Origin of the sequence: Streptomyces sp. NPDC052107, assembly GCF_040680215.1 — a bacterium.
In the GTDB taxonomy this organism is placed as follows: Bacteria; Actinomycetota; Actinomycetes; order Streptomycetales; family Streptomycetaceae; genus Streptomyces.
Map to the genome: position 1 here is coordinate 82,370 of NZ_JBFAWG010000018.1, position 23,551 is coordinate 105,920.

Here is a 23,551-nt window from a genome sequence, read left to right on the forward strand (position 1 = left end):
AACCGGACTCACGCCACGTCGTGCCGGGTGGCGATACCGGTCACGGTGACCTCGACGGTGACCCGCTCCACGGCATCGAGGGCGGCGAGGCGGGAGATGACGGCGGTTCCCACCCGGTCATGGACGTTCTGGGCGACGTCCAGCGCCCGCCGGCCCTCGGACAGGACGCAGCGCACCTCGATGTGCCATCCCGAACCGTCCGGCGACCGGTCGGCGCGGATGCCTTCCTCGGGCGATGTGCGGCGCAGCGTGGCGTCCGACCGGGTGGGCGCGGCGGCTGCCGCCAGGCGATGGCAGAGACGGGGTTGCAGGCCCGCCACACCGGGAACCGCGAGGGCCGCCTCCGCTGCGGCGTCGAGGAGCGTGGTCGTGCGGATGACGGTCATCACGCACCGCCGGCGGGCGTGAGGCCGGGACGGAGGGGTGGCTCCGGCTCCAGGACGTCGACCACGGTGATGTCGACGGCCGTCACGGCAAGGCCCAGGTCCTGTCCGGCCGAGTGGAGGACCGATCGGCGCACCTGGTGCACCCGGTCGGGCAGCGGGCGGTCGAGAGCGGCGGCGAGGGTCATGGTCACCCGCACGTCGGTGCCTTCGCCCACGGGTACGAGCCGGCAGGTCGCGGCCCTGGCACCGGGGACCGTGTCGGCGGCCTGCCGGAGTACCTTCGCCGCGGCGCTCTCGGCGATTCGCAGCTCCCGGTCCGGGTCGGCCAGGGGCAGCAGCCGCCCGAGCCGTACCTCTGCCCTGACGATGTCCATGACGCGGTCGGCGAGCGCGTGGAGGCCGGGCGTGTCCTCGGCGCGCAGCGCTCGGGTGGCCGCGTTCACGGCGGCCAGTCCCTCGACGGCCTCGCGGCAGTGAGGGCAGGAGAGGGTGTGCGGGTCCGCGGCCGGCACCGCGTCCCGGGCCTGTTCCCAGACCCGGCTGAGCAGCCGGCCGCAGGGCAGGACCTCGTCACCTGCGAACGCCGGGACGTCTGTGGCACCCGGCTCGGAACCGGTCCCGTCGGCTCCGGGAGGTCCGGAAGGCCGCGCGTGCGGGTCGTCTAGCGCCATGGGCCCATCGCCTCCTGCAGGGATCGGCGTGCCCTGAACAGTCTGCCGCGCACCGTCTGTTCGCTGGTCCGCGTCACGTCGGAGATCTCCTTGTAGGACAGGCCCTGCACCTCCCGCAGGATCCAGCAGAGTCGCTGCCCGGCGTCGAGATCGCCGAGTGCGCGGGACAGGGCGGCGGTGGCCGCTTCCTGCTCGGCGGACCGGGCGGGCTGGCTCCAGGCGTCTCTCGCCGCGGGCTCGACGACTGCGTCCAGCGGGAGGGGCGGCGGCCGGCGACGGCGTATGGTCAGGCAGCGGTTGACGGTGATCCGGTACATCCAGGTATGGAACTCCGCGCTGTGGCGGTATTCCGGCAGTCGGCGCCAGGCACTGACGAAGGCGTCCTGAACTGCCTCCTCGGCGTCCTGAGGGTTGCCGAGCATGCAGCGGGCCAGGGCAAGGAGGGGTCGGCCGTGCCGCTGGACGAGAACGGCGAAGGAGTCCTCGTCCCCCTCGGCCGCCCGTACGGCCAGCAGGCCGTCCGGCAGGTCGCGTCCCATCAGGTCGCGGCCCGGCGATGGGGAAACAACGCTTTCGATCACGGCACCCCCGCACAGGCTCGGACCGTCCGCGTACCCGACGGGTGACATGTGATGCACATCACATACAGAGGGTGTGAGGAATGCGGCGCCCGCTATGTCCAACCCTTCGGAAGGGCACCGCACCGGTGTCCGAGCGACCGATCGAGGCGACCGCCATGACGGACGACATCACCAGCGTCGGCGGGGGCAGCCGGCCCGAGGCGGGCGTGAGCGCGCTCAAGGGCCACAGCGGGGCCGGGGCTCCGGCCGAGACACGGGGGAAGACCACCATCGCGGACGGTGTGGTGGCGAAGATCGCGGGCATGGCGGCCCGCGAGGTACCGGGCATCTACAGCCTGGGAGCGGGGATGGCGCGCGCCTTCGGCGCCATGCGGGAACGCGTTCCCGGAGGCGGAGGCGGGGCCGTCACGCGGGGAGTGAAGGTCGAGGTCGGCGAGCGTCAGGCCGCCGTGGACCTAGACGTCGTCGTCGAGTACGGCGTCTCCATCGTCGACGTCGCGGGCGACGTGCGCACCAGTGTGATCAGCGCCTTGGAGCGGATGACGGGCCTGGAGGTCGTCGAGGTGAACATCGCCGTCGACGACGTCCACCTGCCCGACGAGGAGGAAGAAGCCGAACCGGCCGAGGGCCGCGTGAGGTGATCCGCCGCCGCACCCCTTGCGGGCGCGGATGATCGCGCGCACGGCGACGCCCCTGCGCGAGACGGGTGAGTGCGAGATGAACGCAGCAATGACGGGCCTCGCGGCCGGCATGGCCCTCGGCTTCGCCGGTTACTTCGGCGGCTTCTGGGCCTTTCTGCTGGTGCTGGTCCTGGGTGCGGCGGGGCTGATCGTCGGACTCGTCGTACAGGGCGACCTCGACCTCCGGACACGGAGGCAGCGGTGAGGACCAGGCCCGCTCCCCCGGGGGAGGGGTCGAGCCCGCCCGCGCCGACCGCCGGGCTGCCGCCCCCGGCCGAGCGGGGCGCCACCGTCATCCCGGACAGGGTGGTCGCCCGTATCGCCGCCCAGGCCGCACGCACGGCCCAGTCCCGGCGCGCCGCCGTACCGCCCGACCGCGGCGGACCGGCGGCACCCCACGCCTCCGCCGCCGTCCGTACGGGGTCCGTGCGCCTGCATCTGACCATGGATCTGCCCTACCCCACCGACATCCCCCGTGTCTGCGAGCGGATCCAGCAGGACGTCGCCGAACGGGTCGCCCAGCTGACCGGCTTGCGGGTGGGAGAGGTCCTCCTCACCGTCCGGCGGCTGGTGACCGTCGCCGAGGCGAGCCGGGGGCGGGTGCAGTGAGCGGCCACGCGACCCAGGTCGCACAGCACGTCGTGGAGGAAGGGCGATCGCGATGACACCCGATCCCGGTCCTCCCGGCCGCAGCGGCGCGCCGTCCGCGCACCGTGGCGCCGTACCGCTGGCGAAGGAGCCCGACCCGCCCGATCGCGACCTGTCCACCTCGGATTTCCCACCCGGTGAGCGCGGCAGAGGGCACCGAACCCACCGCAAGTGGTCCGCGCGTCGCATCACGGCGGCACTGGTCGCCTCGGTGATCCTCGTGGCCGCGGTCGCGGCGCTGGTCGACGTCATCGCCGTACGGGCGGGACGCCCGGCGGCGGCCTGGCGACGGCATCTGGCCGACGAACTGGCCACCCGCCCGGTGGACGACGTGTGGATGCTGACGGGAGCCGCCGTGGCCGCCGCCGTCGGCGTCTGGCTGATCGTCCTGGCCCTCACCCCCGGTCAACGCCGCTGGCTGCCCCTGTGCTCCCCCGCCGGCTGCCCCCGAGTGCTGGCCTTCCTGGACCGCGACGGCGCCGCCGCCCTGCTGCGTGACGCCACGATGCGGGTCCCTGGAGTCGGCGCGGCGCGTGTCCTGGTAGGCCGCCACCGCGTCAAAGCCCGCGCGGACGTCCGCTTCCGCGACCCCCAGCGGGTGAAGGACGACCTCACCGCCGTCCTCGGCGAGGAATGCGACCAGCTGGCCCTCGCTCGTCCTCCCCGAATCGTCGTACGGGTGCGGCAACGCACCGACTGACCGATACCGCACCACCGGGAGCCCGCACCATGTCACCGCGATCCGCACTCAACCGCAGTCTGCTGGCCCTCGCCGGACTGGTTCTGCTCGGCGGCGGGCTGCTGATCCTCTTCGCCGGGCTCGACCTCTACCGGCGGCACGATCTGGTCCCGCCCGCCGGCTGGCCCCTGACCACGCCGGCCGACGTCCTGCTCTGCTCCGCCGACCGGGCCCGCTGGAGCAGCCAGGGCTGGTGGTGGTGGCCCGCGGTCATCGCCGCCCTCGTCCTCACCGCCCTGCTCGCCCTGTGGTGGCTGCTCGCCCAGCTGAGCCGACGCCACCCCGGCTCCCTGCCCGTCGGCCGCACACCACGGCAGGAGAGCGTCGAACTGCGCGACCGCGCGCTCAGCGACGCGATCGCGGCCGAGGCCGGTGCCCTGCCGACGGTCGAGCATGCGGCCGTGCGCATCACCGGCCGACCAGCCCACCACCGCACCCGCATCAGGCTCACCCTCACCCCCGAGGGCACGCCCGGCGCCACTCTCGCTGCCCTCTGCGACGGCCCGCTCAGCACCGCTCGCCGGTCCACCGGTCTCCCTGACCCGCCCACCGAGGTCCGCCTACAGGTCACCCGCCACAGACCACACCGCGTGGAGTAAGGAGAAGACCGGCCGTTCCCGCCCCAACGCCCTTGCGGATCATCGCGGTTCGCAGGGGAACATATCCACGACGACGACCGACGGCTGCTGCGCAGACTCGCCTCGCTCGTGGCCGACATGCTGGTCACCAAGCACAGCTACACCGACCAGTTCTTCCTCGCCCGGCGCCGCGAACCGATGAGCGTGGCCGCCGAGATCCAGTGGTCTCTGCTGCCGCCGCTGGCGATGTCCGTCCCGCAGGCAGCAGTAGCCGGAATCCTGGAGCCCGCCTACAGCGTCGCAGGCGACAGCTTCGACTACGCCCTCAACGAGGACATCCTGCACCTGGCCATGGTCGATGCGATGGGCCACGGCCTGGACGCCGCCACGATGGCGACCGTCGCCGTCGGGGCCTACCGGCACGCCAGACGTGCCGACATCGGCCTGTCCGAGATCTATGCGTTCATGGACCGGGCCATCGCCGACCAGTTCGGGCTCGACCACTTCGTCACCGCGCAGATGATGCGTCTGAACATCTCAACGGGCCACCTGCAGTGGGTCAACGCGGGCCACCCCGCGCCGCTGCTGATCCGCAACCACCAGGTCGCGCGGCAACTGACAGGCCCGACCACCTTGCCGGTCGGCTTCGGCGGTGAAGAGCCCCAGATCAGCGAGCAGATGCTCCAACACGGCGACCGGGTGCTGTGCTTCACCGACGGCCTGATCGAGGAGCACGAAGCCGGTGAAGAGCAGTTCGGCGAGGAGCAACTCATCCACTGGGTCAACCGCATCGAACACACAGAGAAGGGAGTACGCGCGGTGGTGCGCGCACTCTCCCACGCTCTGAAGCAGCAACGGGGCGGCCGCACCAGCGACGACGCGACCCTCTTCCTGATCGAATGGCGCGGGGGCGCCGCCGACCACCTCGCCCTCCTGGAGTGAGCCGACAGCCGCACCACCATGGACATGGCCGACGGCACGCTGACCGTTCCACTCCCGCCGCTGCCCGCGAACGCCCTACCGGCGGAGCCGGCGCCACGATCCTCCTCGGGGCGGGTTCACTTCTCTGTGCGGCTCTCTGCGCGGCGCCATGGCGAGAACCGCCACCGCCGGGTACGGCCGGAGGCCAGGGTCTCCATGCGATCATCGTGGCTCGCGGTGAACAGCTGAATCACGATCACACCAAAGACGATCATCGCGAGGAGCACACTCACCGTCACGAAGGTGTCCATGCCTCTCACACTCCTGCTGCCGGGGTCGGCACGTGGTAGATGACCGCTTCAGCAGGAGTACGTGAGGCCGGGTGGCGGGCGTCATGTCCGCCTTCGGAGTCCCAGACCGCCTCCCGGAGCGAGTCCGAGTCGGCCGCTGCCTCTGCCGCGGCCCGGAAACGTCCGGCCTCATGGATCAGGCCGGTCGCGGTGAGGCTCCGCGACGGGTCAGTGGCCGTGGCCATGAGGTGGGCCGCGGTGGCCGGGTCTGTCTCCGGTGGGATCACCAGCAGGTCCCAGCGGCCGAACGTGTAGGACAGCAGCAACAGCTTGTACGGGTCTTGCCCGGCGTTAGACCAGCCGACGCGCACCATGTGGCCGTGCGCGGGCACTTCTCCTGGAATGACCGGCCAGAACGTGCGGCTCACCGCTACCCGGGTGATCCGCCCCCACAGCGGGTCGAGACATTCGACGAGCGCCGGGAGCTGCTCCGTCAGGTTGCGCGAACGGGGCCACCAGGCACCGTCGATCAGGGCCTGAGGGGCGCCGGCCGACGCCAGCGTGAGTCGGAGCGGTGACGAAGAAGAAGCCCGGCCTTCGACTGCGCGTGTGAACGGAATGGTCGCGGTCATGGCGCGGACCCAACCCCGGGCCGGTCACGGCCAGCCCGGTTGTCGTGAATCGCCGAGAACGACGTCAGCGTTGAAGCCGGTGTACGAGATGCTCTCGGTAGTTACCAGGGTACTCCTCGTCGAGGCCCGGCGGACTGATGGGGAGCGACGGGCTGAACGGAACACGCGGCACACCTCCCACGTAACACAGCCAAGGAGTGCTGGGGCAGGGCATGCGAGGCGTCGGGCGTGAGACCGGTCCGGCAACCGGCATACGTCACGCCCCGGCACTCCCCGGCCCAGTTCGAGGGCACCTTCGACACCGGAACCCGGACCACCCCCACCACCGACGACCATCTGGACACGATCCGCGACACCAAGCCCACGGTCAGCGCCGCTATGGCCCAGGAATTCACGCAGCAGACGGAGAGGTTCGCCCGCATCTAGCGTCCAGGCCGACGGGGAGTCGATCCGCGACGGAGGTTTCAGGCCGGGGTAGGTGGCGGGTCGCCGCCCGTATCGATGAGGATCTGTCTGGCCTCGGTGACGTTGTCGGCCCGTACGGCCCTGGCCATCGCGGCATGTGCCGCGTCGGGCGACGTGTCCGGAGGGACCAGCATCAGGGAGAAATGGTCCCGGTCGCCTCGGGTGATGAGGACGGTGTCGTCACCGACCGGGAAGGAGTCGATGTGCACCACTCGGTCGTCGACCATCACCCGGGTCGGCAGTTCGTCCCAGGCGCTGCCGTCCAGACCGACCCGGGTGACAGGTCCGAGATGCTCGGTCAACGCGGAGATCAGCGAGGGGAGCTCCGCACCGATGTCCCGGGACCGCGGCCACCATGCGCCGTCAAGGATTCCCTCGCGTGCGTGTGTCGTCTCCAGCCTCAGCAGGGCCGTCCCGGGTTTCACCGACTGGTAGGCCGCGTCCGGCAGGACCCTGGGGAGGTCGGGGGTGTCGGAGTCGGCCATGGTGTCCGCCCCTCCGTAGAGAGCAGTGCGACGGCGATACGGCCCTGCTACCTCACGGTACTCCGCACGACGCTCCAGCGAGCGCTTCGCCGCAGGGCGCGGTTACGGAAAAAGGCAACGGCTCCGGCGTATACCCGCCGGAGCCGCCCTTCCGGGTCATTGCACGTGAGCGTGCGCCGACCCGCTTTCCACATTACGCCAAAGGGATCAATCCGGCATAAGCAATCCTTGCGGAGGTTCACTTCGGTCCGAGAAACCGACGCGGCGGCTCAGCCACGCCCTTCCTCTTCTGTCTCCATCTGCCGGATCCCCTGGTGCGTCAGCGTGATCATCGCGGGCGTGTTGCCCCTCGCCCAGTCCACGACGACCCAGCCTTCGCCTGCCAGGTACATACAGGCAGCGGCCATGTCCTGCTCAGGGATACCGAGGTCGTTGCGGAGCTTCGCCCCATCGACGCCCAGGAGGCGATTGCCTTCGGCGGCTTGGTACAGAGCCTGCATGATCCTCTCGCGGTACGTCTTCCGGTCTCGCAATATCGCCATGACGCGCCTTCCTCTACTGCTCACGGTCGGGCCGAAGTCGATGTCATCCGCGGTCGCCGTCGCGGTGGGGCGCGCGTCGGAAACAGTTGCGTCCACCGCCGACCGACGGTGCCTCCGGGGCCGACGCCCGACCCCCGGCAGAACATCGCTGTAGTGGAAGGCAGCGATCCGTTCGTCGTGCTGACCGTTGAGCTGGTGGATCAGAACGACTCCGACGGCGATCAGAAGGAGCAGCACGGCCACGGCAAAGACAGTCATCGTTCTCTCACCTCCGCCGACCGGCGGGCGAAGGCCCTGTCGAGCCGATGGGCCGGGGCGGGAACGACGGCCGGCCTGCTCCGCCGTCGGTCTCCCACGCTTCTTCCCTGATCCGGGCATCGAACCTGTCTGCTGCTTCCTGCCGGGTCGGGGCATCGATGCCCTCGCCCGCCATCAGCTGCGCGGCAGCACCCGCACCGGTTTCCGGCGGAATCACCAGGACGTCTCGGCGGCCATCGGGTAGGGCGAGAGTCAGTCTGTGCGGATCCTGGGCCTCGGTGGACCAGCTCACCTGCACGGTACGCCCGGCGACGGACACCCAGTGCGGGATGACGGGCCAGTAGGCCGGGTGCACGAGGACACCTGTGATGCGGCCCCAATGTTCGACCAGTGCGGCCGTCAGGGTGGGCAGCTCACGGGTGAGGGCACGGGATCGAGGCCACCACATGCCGTCCAGCCCGCCCGGTGCGGGCGTGAGGGACAGCCGGGCCGACTGCGGCGGCGCGCGCCTGCTGGATGTCGTACGGTCAATGGTCACGGGCATGGCGCGGACCTGTCCCCGGGCTCGTGGGTGCGGCCCGGCGTTGTCGATCACCGGAAACGGCACCCGCGGCGGAGCCGGCGCGCGAAAAACTCCCGGTCTCTTCACCCTACTCCGCACACCGGCCCGAAAAGCCGGGGGTGACCAGGTATTTTCCCGCCTTCGGAACCTGGTCGCCGGTGCCCGACACCGGGACGGTCAGAGCCAGTCCTTGCGCTTGAACGCCGCATACAGCAGTGCGGACAGGGCCACGATGACGGCGGCGGAGGTGACGAATCCGGACTGGCGGCCGAAACCGGGGTAGGGGAGGTTCTGACCGTAGTAGCCGGTGATCGCGGTGGGTACGGCGATGATCGCGGCCCAGCTCGTCACCTTCTTCATGATCAGGTTCATGCTGTTGGCCTGGACCGAGAGGTTCGTCTCCATGACCGAGGCCACCAGGTCGCGCAGTGACTCGGTCCACTCGGTGGCGCGCAGCACGTGGTCGTAGACGTCCTGGTAATACGGGACGAGAGGGTCGGTGACCACGTGCAGGCCGGGGCGCATGAGGGTGTTAACCACCTCGCGCATCGGGAGCACGACGCGGCGGAGCCGGACGAGCGATTTACGCAGTGCGAAAGCCCGGCGTTGCACGGCTTCGATCTCACGGCGCCCGGCCGCGAACAGCAGACCCTCCAGTTCCTCGATGCCGTCGTCCAGTTGCTGGACCGCGGCGAAGTGACCGTCCACGAGATGGTCGAGGAGGCCGTGCAGCAGGAATCCGACGCCATGGCCGGCCAGGTCCGGGCTCTCGTCCCAGCGGGCGACGACGTCCTCGATGTCGAGACCGTCGTCCTTGCGGACGGTGATCATGACCTGGCCGGTGAGGAATACGGCGATCTCGCTGTACGTCAGTTCCGCACCGTCCGGGCTGACGGTCACGGCATAGGCGCTGAGGAACTCGTGGGTGCGATAGCGATCGAGTTTCGGCCGCTGCCCACGCTGCGCGGCGTCCTCCAGAGCCAGTTCGTGGATGCCGAACTCCTGGCCGAGCATGGTGAACTCGGCAGGCCCGGGCTGGTACAGGTCCAGCCACAGGACCGACGCCGGGTCGGCGAGATGCGCGGAGACGTCACTGGCGGGAAAGTCCTCCAGGACGAGAGTGCCGTCGTGATACAGCCGGGTACGCGTCACCATGGCCCGAGGCTAGTGTCTCGCGCCTCGATCATCCCGCTTCGTCCCGATTGCCAGCGCGGCAGGCTCTGGAGGTCACCGGCGGTCGGCGCACCCCGCAAACATGCCGGCTCCGGCCCGCCGAGGGTCCGGCGTCAGCCGTCTACGCCCCCGGCCGGGACAGCAGTCCGCACACAGTCCGCAGGACACCCGATCGCGACCGTCACACCCCGTCGCCACCAATCGTCAAAGGGCCAGGCCAGCGACCCACAGGGAAGATCCCCGCAGGTCGCCGACCCGGCTCATTGCTAGGAGACCAAGAAGGCCTGAGGCTTTCTCTCCCTTGCGAAAGGGGCCCGGTCGGCTGTTCTCGACCGGGCCCCTTGCCTGGGCGCGGACACCCCGACAGCCAAGACGCACACGGACGCGCCGTCGGGGGCGGTGCGCTACACCGCGAGCCAGGCCGCCTGGTCAGGGCCCAGGCGGCCGTTCTCGACGGGTCCGCTGGTCAGCAGGATCGCGGTGTGGTCGGGCAGGGGGTACGGCTCGGTGGAGAGGTTGACCACGCAGGCGAAGCCGGGGGCACGGTGGAAGGCGAGGATTCCGGTGGGGGCGTCCAGCCAGGTGAGGGTGCCGTCGCCGAGGGCCGGGTGCTCGCGGCGGCGGCGCAGCGCGGCGCGGTAGAGCTCCAGCATGGATGTCGCGTCGCCGGTCTGCGCCTCGGCGGTGCGTGCGGCCCAGTCCGCGGGCTGCGGCAGCCAGGGCGCGGCGGAGGCGTCCTCGGGGCTGAAGCCGTACGGTGCGCTCTGCCCGGACCAGGGGATCGGCACCCGGCAGCCGTCGCGGCCGCGGTCGGTGTGGCCGGAGCGTTCCCAGACGGGGTCCTGGAGGGCGGCCTCGGGGAGGTGCTCGACCTCCGGCAGGCCGAGTTCCTCGCCCTGGTAGATGTAGGCGCCGCCGGGCAGGGCGAGCATGAGGAGGGCGGCGGCGCGGGCGCGGCGGGTGCCGAGTTCCAGGTCGAGGGGGCCTTCGGGTTCGTAGCGCTCGTTGGCCACCCAGCGCCTGGTCGCCCTGCGGCCGTACCGGCTGGCGTGGCGCATGACGTCGTGGTTGGAGAGCACCCAGGTGGCGGGCGCGCCGACCGCGCCGAGCATGGCGAGGGAGTCGTCGATGACCGTGCGCAGGCCCTTCGGGTCCCAACTGGACATCAGGAAGTCGAAGTTGAACGCGGTGTGCAGGCCGTCGGCGCGGACGTAGGCGGCCAGCCGCTCGGGGGTGTCGGCCCAGGCCTCGGCGACGAAGCACCGGTCGCCGGGGAACTCGTCGGCCACCTTGCGCCAGGCGCGGTAGACGTCGTGGACCTCGTCGCGGTCCCAGTGCGGGTGGTCGAGATGGGGCCGGCGCCCGCCGGCCCCGGCCGGACGCGGCGGCAGGTCGGGCAGTTCGGGGTGCTTGATCAGTCCGTGCGCCACGTCGATACGGAAGCCGTCCACGCCCCGGGCGAACCAGAACCGCAGGATCGACTCGAACTCGGCTCGCACCTCGGGTTGTTGCCAGTTCAGGTCGGGTTGCTGGGGGGCGAAGAGATGCAGGTACCACTCCCCGTCCGGCAGCCGGGTCCAGGCCGGGCCGCCGAAGGAGGAGACCCAGTCGTTGGGCGGCAGGCCGCCGTCGGGGCCGCGGCCGGGGCGGAAAATGTAGCGGTCACGTTCCGGGCTGCCCGGGTCGGCCGCCAGCGCAGCCTGGAACCAGGCATGCTGGTCGGAGGTGTGGTTGGGCACCATGTCGGGGATGACGCGGATCCCGTGCCGGTGGGCCTCCTCGATGAGCTGCTCGGCCTCGGCCACGGTGCCGAACAGCGGGTCGATCGCGCGGTAGTCGGCCACGTCGTAACCGTGGTCCGCCTGCGGCGACTTGTACCACGGGTTGATCCAGAGGGCGTCCACACCCAGCGACTTCAGGTACGGCAGGCGGGAGCGGATGCCGGCGATGTCGCCGATGCCGTCACCGTTCCCGTCGGCGAAGCTGCGGATGTAGACCTGGTAGATGACGGCGCTGCGCCACCACGGTGCGGTACCGGACATCTGACTGGGTTGCTCCTTATACGAGATACGAGGTGTACGAGAAGAGCGCGGGTTCACTTCGCGGCACCGGCCGTCAGGCCCGCGACGATGCGGCGCTGGAAGAGCAGCACCATGACCACCAGCGGGATCGTGACGAGGACGCCCGCGGCCATCTGGCTGCCGAACGGGGTCTCGTACGTCGTGGCGCCGGTGAACTTGGAGATGGCGACCGGTGCGGTCTGCATGTCCGGCCGGTTGGTCATCGACAGGGCGATGAGGAACTCGTTCCAGGCGGCGATGAAGGTGATGATCGCGGTGGTGAAGATGCCGGGCGCGGCGAGCGGAATGATGACCTTGCGGAACGCCTGGCCGCGGGTGCAGCCGTCGACCATGGCGGCGTGCTCCAGCTCGTCCGGCATCTGCCGGAAGAACGTGGTCAGGTTCCACACCGCCAACGGCAGCGCGAAGGACATGCTCGGCGCGATCATGGCCTGGTAGGTGTTGATCCAGCCGAAGTCCGTGAACAGCTTCAGCAGCGGGACCACGATCGACACCACCGGGAACATCGAGGTGGCGATGATCAGGGTGAGGATCAGCCGCTTGAACCGGAACTCCAGCCGGGCCATCGCGTAGGCGGTGAACGTGGCCAGCGCCAGCGCCAGCACGGTGGTGGTGCCGGCCACGACCAGGCTGTTGAGCAGCGCCCGGGTGAACCCCTGGGAGGCGCCGAACAGCGACCGGTAGTTCGCGAAGGACACCGGGGACGGGACGAGCGAGGTGTCGAAGATGTCGGAGGTGCGGCGCAGGCTGGAGACCAGCATCCAGTAGAACGGGGCCAGGCAGTAGGCCACCACCGCGGCGACCCCCACGTACAGCAGCCGGCCGCGCCATTTCGCCGTGGTCGTCATGCCGTCACCTCCGCGCGGCGTGCGAACACGAGCCTGCCTCTCCTCCGGCGCCCGGCCGCGCCGCCGGCGTCGCCGACGAGATCGGCGCCCAGCAGCCGTACGAAGGCGAGCGCGATGAGGAAGACGTACAGGAACAGCAGGACCGCGTAGGCGGAGGCGGGCCCGAAGCGGACGTTGGACGCCTCGTTCTGCGCCAGCATGGACAGGGTTTCCACCGAGTTCTTCTGCGCGCCGATCAGGATGTACGGCAGGTCGAACATCCGCAGCGCGTCCATGCAGCGGAACAGCATCGCCACCAGCAGCGCGGGCTTCACCAGCGGCAGCGTGATGTGCCAGAACCGGCGCAGCGCCCTGGCACCGTCGATGCGGGCCGCCTCGTAGACCTCGTTCGGGATCACCTGCAGTCCGGCCAGGACCAGCAGCCCGATGAACGGGGCGGTCTTCCACACCTCGGCGACGATGACCGCGACCTTGGCGTGGAAGCCCTCGGTGGTCCACAGGATCTGGTGGCCGATCAGGGCGTTGGCGATGCCGTCGCTGTTGAAGATCCACCGCCACAGCAGGCCGGAGATGGCCGTGGGCACCGCCCAGGGGACCAGGATGCTCGCCCGGACCAGGGCCCGGCCGCTGAACGCCCGGTGCATGATCAGGGCCATGGCCACACCGATCACCGTCTCCAGACCGACGGTGACGACGGTGAAGAAGGTGGTGTTCCAGAAGGCGTTCGAGAACCGGTCCCCGGCCGCGCCGAAGATGTCGGCGTAGTTCTTCAGCCCGACGAACGGCTCGGTGCCGCTGATGAAGCCGGTTCTCGGGTCCAGCCCCTTCGGCCCGTACAGCGACTCCCGCAGCGCCATCACCGTCGGGTACAGCACGACGATGGTCAGGACCAGGAGCGTCGGGGACACCAGCAGGGCCGCCATCCGCCCGGCGTCGGCCGTCGCACGGGCCCGGGAGCGGGACCGCCGGGCCTTTGTACGGGACGGAGGGTGGGACTCGTCGGCGGCGGGTCCGGGCGGAATCTCGATGTCGGTCATGGCCCCGCCTTTCACTGCGCCGTGGCCTTGAGCAGCTCCCGCTGCAGGTCCTTCAGCGCCTGTGCGCTGCTCTTGGTGCCGGTCAGGGCGGCGTACGCCTCCTGCTGGACCGCCGAGGTCACATCGCCGTACTGGACGACGCGCGGGCGCGGTGCGGCGCGCAGGATCGACTGCTTGAGGACCGGAAGGTACGGATACTGCCGGGCCAGTGACGGGTCGTCGTACAGGGCCGCGTACGGCGGGGCGAGGGAGGCCTTCTCCAGGAAGGTCTTCGCGGTGGTCTCGCCGCTGTAGAACTTCATGAAGTCCAGGGCCGTGGCCTTGTTCTTGGCGAAGGACGACAGAGCCAGGTTGTGACCGCCCAGGCTGGAGGCGCCGGGCCCGTTCATGCCGGGCAGCGGCGCGACCGCGTACTTGCCCGCGACCTCGCTCTTGCCGGCGAGTGCGTACATGTACGGCCAGTTGCGCAGGAAGACCAGCTTGCCGGCCTGGAACGCCTGTCGGCCGTCCTCCTCCTGATAGGTGATGGCCTCCTTGGGGATCGTCCCGTCCCGGAAGGAGCCGGCGAGGAAGTCCAGCCCCTTCCTCGCCTCAGGGGTGTCGACGTCGGGCTTGCCGTTCGCGTCGGTGACGGAACCGCCGGCGGAGTTCACGGCCTCGGAGAAGTTCACCGTCAGGCCCTCGTACTTCTGGAACTGCCCGGCGTAGCAGGACACTCCCTTGGCCTCGGGCAGCTTCTTCACCTTGGCGCAGTCGGCCTTCATCTCCGCCCAGGTCGTCGGGGGCTTGGTGACTCCGGCGTGCTTGAGCAGGTCGGTGCGGTAGTACAGCAGGCCGCCGTCCGAACTGGACGGGGCCGCGTACACACCGCCGCGGTACTTCGCCGTCTCGACCACCGGCTTGAGCATCTTCCCCAGCGGGAACCGCTGTTCGGGCAGCTTGTCGATCCACTGGTGGGCCGCGAACTCCGACGTCCACACGACGTCCAGGGAGAGCACCGTGTAGGCGTCGGACTTCGTCTCCGCGTTCTGGATCATCTGCTGGCGCTGCGCGTCGGCGTCCGTGGGCAGCTGGATGAAGGTGACCTTCTCCTTGGGGTGCAGCTTGTTCCACTGGTCGAGGACCGGCTGGACCGCTCCGGTGGTGTCCTTGCCGGCCACGAAGGTGATGGGGCCGCGGCCGGTGAACGACGTGCTCCCGGACTGCCCCGCGGAGCCGCTGCCGTCGGACGAGCCGCAGGCGGTGAGGAGGAGTCCGGCGGCGGCGAGCGCGGCCGAGCATCGAAGGGCTCTGGCGGTTGTGGTCTTCACTGTCTCTCCTGGTCGTGCGGAACCTGAGGCGACTCTGTTGCGAGACTGCGTTGTCACGGCAACTTCTTGATCAAACACGCAGGTCAAAGCCACTGTCCCGCGTCCACAGGTACCGGCTTTGACTCGGGTCGAGACAACGCTTGCACGCTAGGAGTGAGGTAAGTGGAAGTCAATGCGTTACTTCCGGGTAATGAGGTGACAGTAGGGCTGTCGTCGCTATGAAAGCGCTGTCTCACTGGGCCTCGGAGCAGGCCTCGCTGTGCTACCGTCCGTTACATGCCACCAGCTCAGCGACACCCCACGATGGCTGACGTCGCCGAACGGGCCGGGGTGTCCACGTCCACCGTCTCGCGGACCCTGCGCGGCCTGACGACCGTCTCGCCAGAGGTCCGCGCCCGCGTCGAACAGGCTGCCCGCGAACTGGACTTCGCCGTCTCCCGGCAGGCCGCAAGCCTTGTCACGGGGAGGACCGGGACCGTGGCGGTGCTCGTCCCGACCCTCAACGCGTGGTTCATGGGCTCGGCCCTCTCCAGCCTGGCCCCTGTGCTGCGGGCGGCGGGCATGGAACTGACGGTCTATGTGATCCCCGACCTCGCCGAGCGCACCTCGTTCTTCGACCGGCTGCCCGCCCGACGGAACGCCGACGCGCTGCTGGTCTTCTCCTTCGACCTCACCGAGGAGGAGACCGACCGGCTGGACAACCTCGGCATGCCGGTCATCTACGTGAGCCAGCACGTCGACGGCCGCCCCAGCGTGTACGTCGACGACGTCGCCGGCGCCCTGCACGGCACCCGGCACCTGCTCCACCTGGGCCACCGCCGGATCGCCTTCATCAAGACGGTGGGCGCGAGCGGCTTCTCGTTCAGCTCCAACGAGCGGCTGGTCGGCTACCAGCAGGCGCTCACCGAAGCGGGCGTCCCACTGGACGACGACCTGGTGGCCGCCCTGCCGGTCGGCGACAAACGCGCCACCGCGGAAGCGCTCGGAAAGCTGCTGAGCCTGCGCGAGCCGCCCACCGCCGTCTTCGCCGAACAGGACGAGGTCGCCGTCGCCGTGATCCGGGCGCTGCGCCGGACGCACGTCGAGGTACCCGCGCAGATGTCCGTCCTGGGCTTCGACGACCAGCCGGTGGCCGACTGGTTCGACCTGTCCACCATCGCCCAGTCGCCCTCGGACATCGGCCGCGAGGCCGGCCGGCTGGCCCTGAGCCTCATCGACGACTCCGAGGCGGACCACAAGCAGCACATCGTGCTGCCCACCCATCTGATCCCACGGGCCACCACCGCGCCCGCCCCGCCCGGCGAGCGGGACACCGAGGGCGAACTTCCGCGCACCTGAGGCTCTCTGCCGTACGAGTTCGCAAAGGGGCCCGGTCGGTTTCCCCTCGACCGGACCCCTGCTGGTGCGGATTCGCCGTCAGTGGAACTGCGGCACGATCAGATAGATGCCGTACGCCACCACCGCCGCGCAGGCGAGGAAGCACAGGCCGGCCAGGGCCCGGCCCACGGTGGGGGCTCCGGCTTCGGCGCGCTCGGCTTCGGCCCGGGACAGGCCCAGGACGCCGAAGGTGAAGACGACGACCACGGCGACCGTGACACCGAGACTGACCGCGGCGACCTCGCCGAGGGCGGACCAGTCGACATGCATGGGGACTCCCGGGGGTTCAGGCGGCCGAGCCGACGTTCGTCGGGGCCGGGGCGCGGAGGGTGACCTCGTGGTGGTCGTTGACGTTGTCGGCGCGTACCGGGTTACGGCGGGACGCGGCGACGATGACGGCGGCGAGGGCCAGGGCGACCAGGGCGATGACCGCCGTACCGAGATTGCCACCGTGCTTGACCACGCTTGCCGCGAGGCCGCCGACCAGCGCGGCGGAGGGCAGGGTGATCAGCCAGGCCAGCACCATACGGCCGGCCACGCCCCAGCGGACCTCCGCGAGCCGGCGGCCCAGGCCGGCGCCCAGGATGCTGCCCGAGGCGACCTGGGTCGTGGACAGCGCGAAGCCCAGGTGGGCCGAGGTGAGGATCACGGCCGTGGAAGCCGTCTCGGCGGCGAAGCCCTGTGGTGACTGGATCTCCGCCAGTCCCTTGCCCATGGTGCGGATGATCCGCCAGCCGCCCAGGTAGGTGCCGAGGCCGATGGCGAGGCCGGCCGCGCCGATCACCCACACCGGCGGGCCCGCGTCATGGCCGAGCGCGCCCGCCGAGATCAGGGTCAGCGTGATCACGCCCATCGTCTTCTGCGCGTCGTTGGTGCCGTGCGCGAGGGACACCAGGGAGGCGGAGGCGATCTGGCCGAGGCGGAAGCCCTTGGTCACCGAGTCCTGGCGGGCGCGGGCGGAGAGCTTGTAGGCGAGGTAGGTGGCGACCAGGGCGGCCACGCCGGCCACCACCGGAGAGGCCACGGCCGGGATCAGCACCTTGTCGACGACCTTGTCGAAGTGCACGGCGTCGGAGCCGGCGCCGACCCAGACCGCGCCGATCAGACCGCCGAAGAGGGCGTGGGAGGAACTGGAGGGCAGTCCGGCGAGCCAGGTCACCAGATTCCACAGGATCGCGCCGACCAGCCCCGCGAAGATCATCGCCGGGCTTACCAGGGTGTCGTCCACGATCCCGCCGGAGATGGTCTTCGCGACCTCGGTGGAGAGAAAGGCCCCGGCGATATTGAGGATCCCGCTGATCAGGACCGCTACGCGCGGTTTGAGTGCGCCGGTCGCGATGGAGGTGGCCATCGCGTTCGCGGTGTCGTGGAACCCGTTCGTGAAGTCGAACGCCAGTGCCGTGACGATGACGACCGCCACGAGGAACGTGATGTGGTCCATTCTCCAAGGCAAGCAAGAGCGGGCCAATCCGCGGAGAACTGAAGGCGAACGGCGTGTCGAATATGGGGAAGCCTGTTGTGCGGTCCTGTGCGAAATCGTTTCGTCTCTCGGCGTCAGTGCCCTGTGCCAAGCTGTGGACGTGACCCTGGAGGACCTCAGACGGCTGCGGCGCGTGCGCGACCGCATGGACCGGGAGTACGCCGAGCCGCTCGACATGACCGAGCTGGCCCGAGGCGCCCACATGTCCCCGGGGCACTTCCAGCGCAGCTTCCGCAAGGCCTTCGGGGAGACGCCGTACAGCTATCTGATGACCCGCAGGATCGAGCGCGCCAAGGCGCTGCTGCGCCGGGGCGACCTCACCGTGACCGAGGTGTGCCTCGCCGTGGGGTGTACGTCGCTCGGCTCCTTCAGCTCCCGCTTCACCGAGCTGGTCGGGGAGACGCCGAGCGCCTACCGGGCCCGTGACCACGAGGAGAGCGCGGTGATCCCGTCCTGCGTGGCCCGTACGTTCACCCGCCCACGCCGCCGCCCCTACTGAACCGCGCGCCCCGGCCCGGATGGGCCTAGCGTGAGCCCATGGACGTGAAACTCAAGCAGTGCTTCATCGCGGTGGACGACCATGACAAGGCGCTCGTCTTCTACCGTGACGTGCTCGGTCTGGAGGTCCGCAACGACGTGGGCTTCGAGGGCATGCGCTGGGTGACGCTGGGCTCGCCGCTGCAACCGGACGTCGAGATCGTGCTGGAGCCGCCCGGCGCGAACCCGGACGCCTCCCCCGCCGACCGGCAGGCGCTCGCGGAGCTGCTCGCCAAGGGCATGCTGAGGGGTGTCATCTTCACGACCGAGGACTGCGACGCGCTGTACGAGCGGGTGCGGGAGTCCGGCGCCGATGTGCTCCAGGAGCCGACGGACCAGCCGTACGGGGTGCGCGACTGTGCCTTCCGGGACCCGGCGGGCAACCAGTTGCGCTTCCTCCAGCGGCCCGCGGAGTGAAAGTCCGCATGCCTTCGGGGGGCTCGCGCCTAGACTCCACCCCGTGATCATTCGCTGGACGTACGCCTTCGTCGACCGGCCCGCCGAGCGGCAGCCCGAGGCGCGCGCCTTCTGGACGGCCGTCACCGGCACCCATGCCTCCGAACCCCGCGGTGAGCGGGGCGAGTTCATGACCCTGCTGCCCGAGGAGGCGGCCGGGACGGACGCGTGCGTGAAGCTCCAGGGCGTCACCGAGGGCGACGGCGGCGCCCACCTCGACCTCTGCGCCGAGGACGTACGGGAGGTGACCGGCGCGGCCCTGGAACTCGGCGCGGAGCTGGTGACGGACCACGGCGACTGGGCCGTACTGCGTTCTCCGGCGGGGCAGTTGTTCTGTGCCGTGCCCTGGCACGGGGAGACGGTACGGCCGCCGGTGGTGGCCGGCAGCCGGCTTGACCAGGTGTGCCTGGACATCCCGCCGTCGGCGTACGCCGCCGAGTCGGACTTCTGGGCCGGCCTCACCGGCTGGGAGCGGCTGAAGGGGTCGCGGCCGGAGTTCGAGGTGCTGAGGCCGCCGGCGGGGCTGCCCATGCGGATCCTGCTCCAGCGGCTCGACGGCGAGCGCCCCGCCTCCGCCCACCTCGACCTGGCCTGCGCGGACCTCGCCGCCGTCCGCGCCCGGCACGAGGAGCACGGCGCCGTCGTGGTGGGCGGGGGCCCGCACTGGACGGTGCTGCGCGATCCGGCGGGCGGCGTCTACTGCCTGACGGGCCGTGACCCGGAGACCGGCGGCCTGCCCGGCGGGGGTCAACGGGCCGTCGTCGCGTAGAGGCACACGACCCCGGTGCGAGGGGAGGCCTCGGCCGGATCCGCCGGTGGACTCGGCGGGCAGGAGCGGTCGTCGCCCAGCGGCTGTTGCGGCAGGCGCCGCGAACTGGGCGATGGGCCGGCCCCGTGCCCGTCGTCCCAGACGTACGGCCCCCGGGGCCGTACGTCCTCCTGGAGCAAGAGCGTGAGCCCTCCCCCCACGGCCACGGCGACCGCCCAGACCGTCACCGCCCACCGCCACCCACGGCGGCGAGGCGTTCCTCCCTGCCCGGTCACCCCCAGGACTCCACGTCCACCACGGCGTCGGCCGGCACCGGCCCGTACACATGCGGGAACTCCTCCCCGCCGGGGTCCACGGCCTCGTACCTCACCGGTGCGCCGACCCGGGCCGGGTCCACGACCAGCACGACCAGCTCGTCCGGGCCGTCGTAGTCGCCGTAGAGGAACTCGGCGATGCGCGGGAGCTGTTCACGGGTGGAGAAGTGGATGAAGCCCTCCTCCTGGAGGGTGCGGCCACGGGTCGACATCTCGTAGGTGCCGCGCTCGCGCGCCGCCTCCCACAGGGAGCGCTCGGTGATGTGGACGATGTACGGAAGCTTCGGCATGCGGCCACGCTACGGCCCCGGCCGGGCCGCGCGCGTCTCCTCATCCGGCACCGATGTCGTCGGCCGCGTCCATGACGGTCCGGATCACCACGGGGTAGTCGATCAGTCCCTCGGGGCCGGGACAGCGGGTGACGCGTTCGGCGATCTCGGTGACCCGGTCCAGGCTCGCGCAGTCCACCACCCAGTAACCGGCCATCACCGCCTCGGTGTCGCCGTACGGGTCGTCGGTGATCACGGTCTGGCCGTCCTCGCCGCGTGCGACGAGCCGGGTCCGGGCGGGCTCGGCCAGGCCTTCGGCTTCGACGAGCTCGCCGGACTCGGCGAGGTCGTGGCCGATCGCGTCCATGTACAGGTACATGGCCTTGAGCTGTGCCTCGGTCCAGGCCGGGGCGTGCTCGGTGGGCTTGCCGGCCATCGCGTCGTAGTCCGCCTGCGCACCCTGCACCATCACCAGGTACCTCATGGTCCGCTCCTTCGGCTCATGACCACCCGGCTCAGGTTTTCTCGGCCTCGGATTCACCGGGGTGCGGTGGCTCGGTCCCGTCGTCCCCGGCCGCGGGCTCGACGGGCTCGCCGTGGGCCGCGCAGTCGGGGTTGCGGCAGGGGCCGGGGCCCCACACCGGTACCCAGGCGCCCAGCGTCTTGCGCCGTCCGACGACCGTGTCGACGGGCTGTCCGCAGACGGGACAGACGTGGTCCTCGCTGTCCATGTCCTCAGGGTAGGGCGGGCGGGGGTTCAGCGCTTCCTGCGGTACGTCCGCACCAGCGCGCCGTTGCCGAAGGTGCGCACCGAGTCCAGGGTGAACTCCTTGATGTCGAGGCCGGTGCCGAACATCGGCATGCCGGTGCCGTAGACGAGGGGGTAGCTCTTGATGACGAGTTCGTCGATCTCCTCGAGCAGCGCGCCCGCGAGCAGCGAACCACCGCACAGGTAGATGTCCAACCCGCCTTCCTCGGCCTTCAGTTCGCGCACCCGGCCGACCAGGTCGTCGGCGATGACCTCGACGTTCGGGTCGGGGGAGCTGCCCAGCGTGCGCGAGGCGACGTACTCGCGCAGATGGGCGTAGGGGCTGGTGATGCCCTCCTTCAGCGCCAGCTCGTAGCTGGCCCGGCCCTGGATGATGGTGTCGAACCGCTTGTTCTCCAGGTCGTCCAGGCCCAGCGGCTTGCGGGCGTGGGTGGGGAGGGTCTCCGGGAACTCCGTCCCGAGGAATGCGAGGAACTCCTCGTCCAGGAAGCGGAGCAGCGCGGAGGCGTCGCCGTGCTCGTCGCCGATGAAGCCGTCGAGCGAGCAGGCGATGAAGTACGTGAGCTTTCGCAAGCTTGGTCTCTTTTCGTAGGCTGCGGAGCGGCCCGATAACCACTCCACTTGTAGTGCTTCATTTGTAGTACTCCGGTTGTAGTGGCGGCAAGGTCTTTCAGGGATGCCGTCGGCATCGAGGGCAAGTGGGAGAAGGGATTCCGCATGGCGGGCAATCCGGAACGGCGGGCGGCGCTGGTGGACGCCGGGATCGCGGTGCTGGCACGGGAGGGCGCACGCGGGCTGACGTTCCGCGCGGTGGACGGCGAGGCGGGCGTGCCCACGGGCACCGCCTCCAACTACTTCACCAACCGCGACGACCTGCTCCGTCAGATCGACGCCCGGCTGCACCTCCGGCTCGCGCCCGATCCGGAGGTGGTGGAGACGCTGCTGCGCGGGGCCCGCGACCGCTCCCTGGTCATGGCCTTCATGCGGGATCTCATGGACCGCGCCACCCGCGACCGCACCGGCTATCTGGCCCTGCTGGAGATGCGTCTGGAGGCCACCCGGCGCCCCGAGCTGCGTGCCTCCTTCACCCGGTCCGTGCGCGGGGACCTGGAACAGGGCATGGCGTTCCACCGCCGGAGCGGCCTGCCCGGCGGCGACGAGACCGTCACCGTCCTCTACCTCGCGATGCTCGGCCTCATCCTGGAGCACCTGACACTGCCCGGCGTCCTGGACGGAGCCCTGGAGGGAGTGAGCGTGCCGGAGGGGCTGGTCGACAGGATCGTGACGACGATCGTCCCCGCCGAGTAGGCCGGCGGCTGCGATCGCCGGACGGCTCGTCATGCCCTTGCGCCGGCTCGGCGAAGCAGCGAGCCCCGCGCACCGCGGGGATGCGCGGGACCCGCCTGGCCGGAGCCCCGGTGGCCGCACGGGTCAGGAGCCGCACGGGCCCGGGCTCCGGGGTCTCCCCGGCTGCCGGTGCCGACGGCGCTCAGCTGCTGCGCCGGGTCACGAACTCGGCGAGTGCCAGCAGACCGCCCGCCGCCTCGGGGACGGGGACCGCGCGGGACAGCTCCTGCATGGCGCGGGCCATCCGGTCGGCCGCCTCGGCCTGCGCCCAGTCCCGGCCGCCGGCCCGCTCCACGGCCCGTGCGGTACGCGCGATGCCCTCGGCGTCACCGGAGACGTACGGCTTGCCGTACAGCTCGGCGAGTTCGGCCGCGGCCTCGGTGCCGGAGGCGAGGGCCGCCACCACGGGCAGCGACTTCTTTCGGGCGGCGAGATCGGCACCGGCCGGCTTCCCGGTGCGCCGTGGGTCACCCCATATGCCGATGACGTCGTCGATCAGCTGGAAGGCGAGCCCGGCCTGGCGGCCGAAGCCGTCCAGCGCCGCCACCTCCGCCCGGCCGGCCCCCGCGTACAGCGCGCCGAGGGCGCAGGCGCAGCCCAGCAGCGCGCCGGTCTTCGCCTCGGCCATGGCGAGCACCTCGTCGAGGGTGACCTCGTCCGGGGCGCGTTGCTCCATGTCCGTGTCGGTGTGCTGGCCGGCGCACAGCTCCATGACACAGTCCGCGAGCCGGGCCGCGGCCGGGCCGGAGGCCGGGTGCGGATCCTCGGCGAGCAGCCGCAGGGCCAGCGCCTGCAGGGCGTCACCGGCGAGGATCGCGTCGGTGTCGCCGAACACGGTCCAGGCGGTGGGCCGGTGCCGGCGGGAGGTGTCCCGGTCCATCACGTCGTCGTGCAACAGCGTGAAGTTGTGGACGAGTTCGACCGCCACCGCCGCCCGGACCGCCGCCGCACGGGCCGCCGGTCCGCCGAGGGCCGCGGCCGCCGCCAGGACGAGCGCGGGCCGTATCGCCTTGCCGGCGTTGTCCGTTGCCGGGCTGCCGTCCGCGTGCTGCCAGCCGAAGTGGTAGAGCGCGATACGGCGCATGGGGGCGGGCAGCGACTCCAGGGCCGCCCTTAGCTCCGGGTCGACGGCGGCCCGGGTGCGCTCCAGGAGCGCCGGTGCCTCCTGCCCTTCGGGATGCCCCTCGGTCTGCCGTTCCGGATACCGCTCTGGATGCCGTTCGGGTTCTTTGTCGACCGGATCGGCGCCGGCGTCGCCGCTCCTCCCCCGCCGTTCCCCCGCCGCGCCGGGGTGCGGCACGGCGGGGGAACGCTGTTCGGTCTCCGTCATGAACTCGGCCATGTCT

31 protein-coding genes and 1 pseudogene are annotated in these 23,551 nt (G+C 70.8%); 12 read left to right on the forward strand and 20 right to left on the reverse strand.

Annotated features, from left to right (window positions below; translation table 11 throughout):
- Positions 1-8: 8 nt before the first annotated feature.
- Genes AB0M27_RS21425 through AB0M27_RS21435 form a run of 3 tightly spaced genes read right to left on the reverse strand, consistent with a single transcriptional unit; the run spans position 9 to position 1,596 of the window.
- Positions 9-386: a hypothetical protein gene (locus AB0M27_RS21425; RefSeq protein WP_365723432.1), complete on the reverse strand. Its 378-nt coding sequence runs from the start codon at positions 384-386 to the stop codon at positions 9-11.
- The gene (locus tag AB0M27_RS21430; protein WP_365723433.1) at positions 386-1,057 is read right to left on the reverse strand and encodes a hypothetical protein; all 672 of its coding nucleotides are present in this window, start codon (positions 1,055-1,057) and stop codon (positions 386-388) included. Before AB0M27_RS21430 ends, AB0M27_RS21425 begins: the two co-directional genes overlap by 1 nt.
- Positions 1,048-1,596, reverse strand: coding sequence for an RNA polymerase sigma factor (locus AB0M27_RS21435; RefSeq protein WP_365723506.1), 549 nt, complete (start codon positions 1,594-1,596; stop codon positions 1,048-1,050). Before AB0M27_RS21435 ends, AB0M27_RS21430 begins: the two co-directional genes overlap by 10 nt.
- Positions 1,597-1,793: 197 nt before the next feature.
- Between AB0M27_RS21435 and AB0M27_RS21440 the strand changes: the two genes are divergently transcribed.
- From AB0M27_RS21440 to AB0M27_RS21465, 6 genes and pseudogenes are all read left to right on the forward strand, one after another.
- On the forward strand, positions 1,794-2,279 hold the full coding sequence (locus AB0M27_RS21440) for an Asp23/Gls24 family envelope stress response protein (protein WP_365723507.1): 486 nt from the start codon (positions 1,794-1,796) through the stop codon (positions 2,277-2,279).
- 76 nt (positions 2,280-2,355) lie between these two features.
- Entirely contained in the window at positions 2,356-2,523 is a 168-nt protein-coding gene (locus tag AB0M27_RS21445) for a hypothetical protein (RefSeq protein WP_365723434.1), read from the forward strand.
- Positions 2,520-2,927: an Asp23/Gls24 family envelope stress response protein gene (locus AB0M27_RS21450; protein WP_365723435.1), complete on the forward strand. Its 408-nt coding sequence runs from the start codon at positions 2,520-2,522 to the stop codon at positions 2,925-2,927. Before AB0M27_RS21445 ends, AB0M27_RS21450 begins: the two co-directional genes overlap by 4 nt.
- Before the next feature lie 52 nt (positions 2,928-2,979).
- Positions 2,980-3,666, forward strand: coding sequence for a DUF6286 domain-containing protein (locus AB0M27_RS21455; protein ID WP_365723436.1), 687 nt, complete (start codon positions 2,980-2,982; stop codon positions 3,664-3,666).
- 29 nt (positions 3,667-3,695) lie between these two features.
- The gene (locus tag AB0M27_RS21460; RefSeq protein ID WP_365723437.1) at positions 3,696-4,304 is read left to right on the forward strand and encodes an alkaline shock response membrane anchor protein AmaP; all 609 of its coding nucleotides are present in this window, start codon (positions 3,696-3,698) and stop codon (positions 4,302-4,304) included.
- A gap of 69 nt (positions 4,305-4,373) precedes the next feature.
- Positions 4,374-5,225, forward strand: a pseudogene (locus tag AB0M27_RS21465) (PP2C family protein-serine/threonine phosphatase); the annotation flags it as partial.
- A gap of 116 nt (positions 5,226-5,341) precedes the next feature.
- Here the strand turns inward: AB0M27_RS21465 and AB0M27_RS21470 are convergent.
- Together AB0M27_RS21470 and AB0M27_RS21475 are read right to left on the reverse strand one after the other, a co-directional pair.
- Positions 5,342-5,515 (reverse strand): hypothetical protein, encoded by a 174-nt coding sequence (locus AB0M27_RS21470; protein WP_365723438.1) that lies wholly within the window; start codon positions 5,513-5,515, stop codon positions 5,342-5,344.
- 5 nt (positions 5,516-5,520) lie between these two features.
- A complete protein-coding gene (locus AB0M27_RS21475) occupies positions 5,521-6,126 on the reverse strand; it encodes a DUF5994 family protein (RefSeq protein ID WP_365723439.1) in 606 nt (201 codons plus the stop codon).
- A 228-nt stretch (positions 6,127-6,354) separates the two neighbouring features.
- Between AB0M27_RS21475 and AB0M27_RS21480 the strand changes: the two genes are divergently transcribed.
- Positions 6,355-6,552, forward strand: coding sequence for a hypothetical protein (locus AB0M27_RS21480; protein ID WP_365723440.1), 198 nt, complete (start codon positions 6,355-6,357; stop codon positions 6,550-6,552).
- Between the two features lie 38 nt (positions 6,553-6,590).
- Here the strand turns inward: AB0M27_RS21480 and AB0M27_RS21485 are convergent, their stop codons facing one another.
- The 8 genes from AB0M27_RS21485 to AB0M27_RS21520 all read right to left on the reverse strand — a co-directional run bounded on the left by AB0M27_RS21485 (position 6,591) and on the right by AB0M27_RS21520 (position 14,887).
- Positions 6,591-7,076, reverse strand: coding sequence for a DUF5994 family protein (locus AB0M27_RS21485; RefSeq protein ID WP_365723441.1), 486 nt, complete (start codon positions 7,074-7,076; stop codon positions 6,591-6,593).
- Positions 7,077-7,345: 269 nt separating this feature from the next.
- A complete protein-coding gene (locus AB0M27_RS21490) occupies positions 7,346-7,618 on the reverse strand; it encodes a hypothetical protein (protein ID WP_094216170.1) in 273 nt (90 codons plus the stop codon).
- 265 nt (positions 7,619-7,883) lie between these two features.
- Entirely contained in the window at positions 7,884-8,420 is a 537-nt protein-coding gene (locus AB0M27_RS21495; protein WP_365723442.1) for a DUF5994 family protein, read from the reverse strand.
- 195 nt (positions 8,421-8,615) lie between these two features.
- Positions 8,616-9,593 carry a magnesium transporter CorA family protein gene (locus AB0M27_RS21500; RefSeq protein ID WP_365723443.1) on the reverse strand — a complete coding sequence of 326 codons (978 nt, stop codon included), beginning with the start codon at positions 9,591-9,593 and terminating at the stop codon, positions 8,616-8,618.
- Positions 9,594-10,015: 422 nt separating this feature from the next.
- Positions 10,016-11,653, reverse strand: coding sequence for a glycoside hydrolase family 13 protein (locus AB0M27_RS21505; RefSeq protein WP_365723444.1), 1,638 nt, complete (start codon positions 11,651-11,653; stop codon positions 10,016-10,018).
- A 53-nt stretch (positions 11,654-11,706) separates the two neighbouring features.
- Positions 11,707-12,540, reverse strand: a complete 834-nt coding sequence (locus AB0M27_RS21510; protein ID WP_365723445.1) for a carbohydrate ABC transporter permease — start codon at positions 12,538-12,540, stop codon at positions 11,707-11,709.
- The gene (locus AB0M27_RS21515; RefSeq protein WP_365723446.1) at positions 12,537-13,577 is read right to left on the reverse strand and encodes a sugar ABC transporter permease; all 1,041 of its coding nucleotides are present in this window, start codon (positions 13,575-13,577) and stop codon (positions 12,537-12,539) included. Before AB0M27_RS21515 ends, AB0M27_RS21510 begins: the two co-directional genes overlap by 4 nt.
- A gap of 11 nt (positions 13,578-13,588) precedes the next feature.
- Positions 13,589-14,887, reverse strand: a complete 1,299-nt coding sequence (locus tag AB0M27_RS21520) for an ABC transporter substrate-binding protein (RefSeq protein ID WP_365723447.1) — start codon at positions 14,885-14,887, stop codon at positions 13,589-13,591.
- 303 nt (positions 14,888-15,190) lie between these two features.
- On the opposite strand from AB0M27_RS21520, the gene AB0M27_RS21525 reads away from it, so the two are divergent.
- Positions 15,191-16,225, forward strand: coding sequence for a LacI family DNA-binding transcriptional regulator (locus AB0M27_RS21525; protein ID WP_365723508.1), 1,035 nt, complete (start codon positions 15,191-15,193; stop codon positions 16,223-16,225).
- A 78-nt stretch (positions 16,226-16,303) separates the two neighbouring features.
- Here the strand turns inward: AB0M27_RS21525 and AB0M27_RS21530 are convergent, their stop codons facing one another.
- Positions 16,304-16,534, reverse strand: coding sequence for a hypothetical protein (locus AB0M27_RS21530; RefSeq protein WP_365723448.1), 231 nt, complete (start codon positions 16,532-16,534; stop codon positions 16,304-16,306).
- A 16-nt stretch (positions 16,535-16,550) separates the two neighbouring features.
- Positions 16,551-17,705 carry an inorganic phosphate transporter gene (locus AB0M27_RS21535; protein ID WP_365723449.1) on the reverse strand — a complete coding sequence of 385 codons (1,155 nt, stop codon included), beginning with the start codon at positions 17,703-17,705 and terminating at the stop codon, positions 16,551-16,553.
- 139 nt (positions 17,706-17,844) lie between these two features.
- Between AB0M27_RS21535 and AB0M27_RS21540 the strand changes: the two genes are divergently transcribed.
- From AB0M27_RS21540 to AB0M27_RS21550, 3 genes are read left to right on the forward strand one after another with little or no spacing between them, the layout of a single operon-like run.
- Positions 17,845-18,243, forward strand: a complete 399-nt coding sequence (locus tag AB0M27_RS21540) for a helix-turn-helix transcriptional regulator (RefSeq protein WP_099055057.1) — start codon at positions 17,845-17,847, stop codon at positions 18,241-18,243.
- Between the two features lie 38 nt (positions 18,244-18,281).
- Positions 18,282-18,698: a VOC family protein gene (locus tag AB0M27_RS21545; protein ID WP_365723450.1), complete on the forward strand. Its 417-nt coding sequence runs from the start codon at positions 18,282-18,284 to the stop codon at positions 18,696-18,698.
- A 43-nt stretch (positions 18,699-18,741) separates the two neighbouring features.
- On the forward strand, positions 18,742-19,506 hold the full coding sequence (locus AB0M27_RS21550) for a VOC family protein (RefSeq protein ID WP_365723451.1): 765 nt from the start codon (positions 18,742-18,744) through the stop codon (positions 19,504-19,506).
- A 271-nt stretch (positions 19,507-19,777) separates the two neighbouring features.
- Here AB0M27_RS21550 and AB0M27_RS21555 read toward each other — a convergent pair whose 3' ends face one another.
- Genes AB0M27_RS21555 through AB0M27_RS21570 form a run of 4 tightly spaced genes read right to left on the reverse strand, consistent with a single transcriptional unit; the run spans position 19,778 to position 21,431 of the window.
- Positions 19,778-20,110, reverse strand: a complete 333-nt coding sequence (locus tag AB0M27_RS21555; protein ID WP_365723452.1) for a DUF952 domain-containing protein — start codon at positions 20,108-20,110, stop codon at positions 19,778-19,780.
- A gap of 40 nt (positions 20,111-20,150) precedes the next feature.
- Positions 20,151-20,573, reverse strand: a complete 423-nt coding sequence (locus tag AB0M27_RS21560) for a YciI family protein (protein ID WP_365723453.1) — start codon at positions 20,571-20,573, stop codon at positions 20,151-20,153.
- Positions 20,574-20,604: 31 nt separating this feature from the next.
- The gene (locus tag AB0M27_RS21565) at positions 20,605-20,820 is read right to left on the reverse strand and encodes a hypothetical protein (RefSeq protein ID WP_365723454.1); all 216 of its coding nucleotides are present in this window, start codon (positions 20,818-20,820) and stop codon (positions 20,605-20,607) included.
- Positions 20,821-20,846: 26 nt separating this feature from the next.
- Positions 20,847-21,431, reverse strand: a complete 585-nt coding sequence (locus AB0M27_RS21570; protein WP_365723455.1) for a dihydrofolate reductase family protein — start codon at positions 21,429-21,431, stop codon at positions 20,847-20,849.
- A gap of 144 nt (positions 21,432-21,575) precedes the next feature.
- Between AB0M27_RS21570 and AB0M27_RS21575 the strand changes: the two genes are divergently transcribed.
- Complete coding sequence (locus AB0M27_RS21575; RefSeq protein WP_365723509.1) at positions 21,576-22,166, forward strand: TetR family transcriptional regulator; 591 nt, start codon at positions 21,576-21,578, stop codon at positions 22,164-22,166.
- Between the two features lie 181 nt (positions 22,167-22,347).
- Here AB0M27_RS21575 and AB0M27_RS21580 read toward each other — a convergent pair whose 3' ends face one another.
- Positions 22,348-23,547, reverse strand: coding sequence for a family 2 encapsulin nanocompartment cargo protein polyprenyl transferase (locus AB0M27_RS21580; RefSeq protein ID WP_365723456.1), 1,200 nt, complete (start codon positions 23,545-23,547; stop codon positions 22,348-22,350).
- Positions 23,548-23,551 lie beyond the last annotated feature (4 nt).